Annotated in this window: 3 protein-coding genes and 2 pseudogenes; 2 read left to right on the top strand and 3 right to left on the bottom strand. The window is 61.3% G+C overall.

Going from position 1 to position 4013, the window contains the following annotated elements:
* Positions 1-1349, top strand: a pseudogene (gene tnpC / locus GXY01S_RS16385) (IS66 family transposase); the annotation flags it as partial.
* A gap of 48 nt (positions 1350-1397) precedes the next feature.
* On the opposite strand, the gene GXY01S_RS19285 reads toward tnpC (GXY01S_RS16385), so the two are convergent.
* The 3 genes and pseudogenes from GXY01S_RS19285 to tnpC (GXY01S_RS16375) form a co-directional block, all read right to left on the bottom strand.
* Positions 1398-1478: an SEC-C metal-binding domain-containing protein gene (locus GXY01S_RS19285; protein WP_370664559.1), complete on the bottom strand. Its 81-nt coding sequence runs from the start codon at positions 1476-1478 to the stop codon at positions 1398-1400.
* Between the two features lie 67 nt (positions 1479-1545).
* Positions 1546-1926, bottom strand: a pseudogene (locus GXY01S_RS18430) (UPF0149 family protein); the annotation flags it as partial.
* 43 nt (positions 1927-1969) lie between these two features.
* Positions 1970-3607, bottom strand: coding sequence for an IS66 family transposase (gene tnpC / locus GXY01S_RS16375; RefSeq protein ID WP_082770965.1), 1638 nt, complete (start codon positions 3605-3607; stop codon positions 1970-1972).
* A 104-nt stretch (positions 3608-3711) separates the two neighbouring features.
* On the opposite strand from tnpC (GXY01S_RS16375), the gene GXY01S_RS16370 reads away from it, so the two are divergent.
* Positions 3712-4013, top strand: a 302-nt coding sequence (locus GXY01S_RS16370; RefSeq protein WP_156470347.1) for a helix-turn-helix domain-containing protein, incomplete at its 3' end; no start/stop codon positions are given.

The following is a 4013-nucleotide window of genomic DNA, read 5'->3' as shown; positions in this document are numbered from 1 at the left end:
CGCGATTGCAGCTGCAGATCCGTCTCCCGAAAGTGAGGAGCACGATAACGGCGACGCCATGGTCTCTCCCCAAAGACGGCGCGGCAGGCCCCGGGTCTCGGACGCCACACCACGGGAGCGCATTGTGCTCGACCCGGGTGAAGCCTGTTCCACCTGTGGCAGTCCCTTGCGCCTCGTCGGCGAAAGATGTCACCGAAATCCTTGAATTCATCGCAGCAAAACTGAAAATTGTCGAAACGGCACGGCTGAAGAAATCCTGCCGTCATTGCCAAACAATGGTGCAGCCTGAAGCGCCATCGCGCCCTGTCTCCCGGGGGATGGCTGGCCCCGGACTCCTGGCCCATATTCTGGTCTCGAAATTCGATGACCATATCCCGCTTTATCGTCAGAACGAGATCTTTGCCCGTCAGGGTGTCGAAATCCCCCGTTCAACCCTGATCGACTGGTGTGGTCAGGCCGTTGCAGTCCTGCGGCCCCTGACAGATATGATCCGTCAGGAGGTCGTGGGGGCAGACCTGCTTCATGCCGATGATACGCCCATCCAGGTTCTTGATCCCCGCCTGCGCCAGGCTGGCAAACCACGGGGCGTGAAGGAAGGGCGGATCTGGACCTATCTGCGCGATCCCCGCCCCTGGGGCGGGAGTGATCCGCCCGCCGTTGCCTACTGGTTCTCTCCCGATCGCAAGGGGATCAATCCCCAGACCCATCTGGCACAGTTCCGTGGTATTCTGCAGGCTGACGCCTACGCCGGGTTCAGGGACCTGTATAAACCCGATGCAACGGGAACCGTGCGTGTGCGCGAAGCGGCCTGCTGGGCCCACCTGCGTCGGGCATTCCATGATGTCTGGAAAGGCAGCTTCTCGACAATTGCAAGGGAAGTGCTTGAGCAGATCGGAGAGCTCTACGATATCGAGCGGCAGATCACCGGGCATCCGGCCCCGTATCGCCTGGCGATCCGGCAGGAAAAAAGCCGCCCCCGCGTTGCAGCGTTCCATGCCTGGTGCGAAGCACAGCTCGCCCGCATCCCCGGGAAGGGAGAACTGGCAAAAGCGATCCGCTATGCGCTCAACCGGTGGGCCGCCTTTACCCTGTTTGTGGAAGATGGTCGTGTCGCCATTGACAATAATCCTGCCGAACGGGCCATACGGCCCGTATGCGTCGGCCGAAAAAACTATCTCTTTGCCGGTTCCGATGCCGGTGGGGACAACATCGCTGATGCCATGACCCTCATCGAAAGCGCAAAACTCTCAGGCCTCAACCCGCCTGATTACCTCGCCGACGTCCTGGCCCGTATCAACGAGCACAAGATGAACCGGCTCCACGAACTGTTGCCATGGAACTGGAAACCCGGTAAGCGTGAGCTGATCCCCACTCTTGCGTGCTGCATGCGGATTGCTTTAGTTCATGCCGCAGCATTTCTTGTATTTCTTACCGGAGCCATAGGGACATGGCTCGTTTCGTCCGACTTTTGTTGACATGGCCGGGACGTTGGAGAACTGGTCCATGGAATCCGACAGGCGCGCGGAGCACGTCCTCATCGACGTCTTGGAGCAGATCGTCCCGAACGTCGGGCCGCAACGCCATGGCGCGCTCGAAGCCCTCGATCCACAATTCCCAAAGTATTTCGCCATGCAGTGTGTCGATATCAAACAGGGGCGCGTAACGCCCGCGATCGAGATCACGGAGCACGGCATTGTAATGACGCAGGATCAACCGGGCATCGTTCTCGTGTTCGAGCACAGGAGCCCCCTCTTCTTCGGGATCGAGCGCCACTGGCAACCATTCTGAGGGCAGGATCATGTCGGGACAGATGACGACACCTGCGAGGAACCCATCCAGTTCGCTCAACAACATGGCTGTTTCGAGCCGTGCGAGAACGTGGTCGAGTTGACGCAGATAGGAAGGAAGTTTTCTCTGTGGTGGCATGCTACGGTAGCGCAACACATCCACCAGCCCGGATCAGGACTTTTCAGGTGGCCTGCTGCTTTGCCTGGAGCGACCAGTTCCAGGGCAGGAGTTCATCGATCTGATGCATTGGATGCCCGCGGGCAAGGCGATCGAGCACATCCGCCAGCCAGCGTTCCGGGTTCAGTCCGTTGAGGGTGGCGATGGTGAGCAGGGTATAGAAGATCGCGGCGCGTTCTCCGCCCCGATCAGATCCCAGGAACAGGAAATTCTTGCGCGTGACCGCTATATTCCTCAGACACCGTTCGGAAAAGTTATTGTCGATGGAGAGGCGCCCGTCGAGCGTATAGGCGCACAGACGATCCCAGCGTTTCAGCGCGTAGTTGAACGCTTTACCCAGGCCGTATTTGCCGGAGACCCGTGCTTTCTGGGCGATCGCCCAGGCATGAAAATCCTTCAGGACAGGAACCGCCCGCGCCTGCCGGACAGCCAGGCGCTGGTCCGGCGCCAGGCCCCTGATCTCGCGTTCGATATCATAGAGCAGACCGATCCGGGCCACAGCCTCCTCGGCCAGAGGGGCGGGCTGTGTGGTGTAGGCATTGAAAAAGTAGCGGCGTGCGTGGGCCATGCACGCTACCGGCCGGATCGGCGAGGATTTGCCCTCTTTGACACCAAAAAGCTTTTCGTAGCCCGCATATGCATCCGAGTGCAGCCAGCCAGCATACTGCTCAAGGTGAGTTCGAGGCCTCTCCCCTTTGCGGTCGGCGCTGTAACAATACAGCATCGCTGGCGGCTCATCGCTTCCCCAGGTGGCGGGATCGTGGCCGTAGCACCAGATCCGCGCCTCTTTTGTCTTCCCGTGCCCCGGCGCCAGCACCCTGATGGGGGTGTCATCCGTCCACAGGACATCGCGGCTCATGACGTAGGCCTGGATGCGGTCCCGTAGCGGCTCCAGCCACCACGCGCCGTGACCGATCCAGTCGGCAAGCGTGCTGCGATCGATCTCCACGCCATCACGCGCCAGGATCGACGACTGCCGGTGCAGCGGCAGACCGTCCCAGTATTTCGCGACAATCACGCTAGCAATCAGGCCGGCGGAAGCACGCCCTTTCTCGATAGGCAGATCGGGGGCAGGCGCCTGGAAAATCTTCTCGCACGACCGGCAGGCCAGGCGGGGCCGCACATAGCGCAATACCTTCAGTGGTGCTGTGATCTTCTCCAGCACTTCCGTCACGTCCTCGCCAATGTGTACCAGGCGTTCAGGATCGCATCGTCCACAGTCGCACACGACCACTGGCGCCAGTTCGATCACTTCGCGCGGCAGATGTTCAGGCAGCGGGCGCCGGGTGGCCTTGCGGCGTGGCCTGGGGACTTCGCCCTTTTCGCGCTCCCGGGTTGCCCGCTCGGCACTGGCTTCGCCAAGCGTCTCCTCAAGGTCGTCGAGCACCAGTTCGAGCTGGTCCATCTCCTTCTGGTGACGCTCGGATTTCTGCCCGTATTGCTGCCGCCGCATCAGAGCCAGCTGTTCGCGCGCACGCTCAATCTGTAACTGCAGGGCCGCACAGCGATCTTCCGCGTGAGCCAGCCTGTCTTCGGCAACAGCAAGCTTCTGCTCTGCAGCACTCAGGGCATGCCGCGCGGCCGCGAGTTCAGCCCGGAGCGCAGCCAGCTTTTCCATCTCATGTGGGGGCGTACTGGACATGGCCCAATCATATCAGATAATACCAAAGGACGTAGCCACTGACTCGTGTGTGAAGTGACAAACGGCGCTGGCTCTGATTCTCTTGATGCGGGAGGATCTGGCTGATGACGAGGGCGGTGAAGCTACGGGATGACTATTCGGCCTCTGATCTGAGGCGACTTGCGGCGCGTAGCCGGCAGGCGAACGCTGCGCGCCGGCTTCTGGCCCTGGCAGCAATCCGTGACGGGGCGAGCCGGACGGATGCGGCCCGCGTGGGCGGCATGGACCGCCAGACGCTGCGGGACTGGGTCCACCGCTTCAATGCTGAAGGGCCGGATGGCCTGCGCGATTATCAGCATCCGGGACCAGCCTGCCGTTTGAACGGGGCACAGCAGGCCGAACTGAAGGCGCTGGTCGAGGCCGGGCC

Source organism: Komagataeibacter xylinus NBRC 15237 (genome assembly GCF_001571345.1).
Classification (GTDB): Bacteria; Pseudomonadota; Alphaproteobacteria; order Acetobacterales; family Acetobacteraceae; genus Komagataeibacter; species Komagataeibacter xylinus.
Note: the sequence above shows the minus strand (reverse complement) of the source record. Positions and strands in the feature narration are given on the sequence as shown.

Coding starts and splice junctions, on each gene's coding strand:
- GXY01S_RS19285 (WP_370664559.1), bottom strand. CDS start 1,478: ATGTCAACAAAAGTCGGACGAAACGAGCCATGTCCCTATGGCTCCGGT.
- tnpC (WP_082770965.1), bottom strand. CDS start 3,607: ATGTCCAGTACGCCCCCACATGAGATGGAAAAGCTGGCTGCGCTCCGG.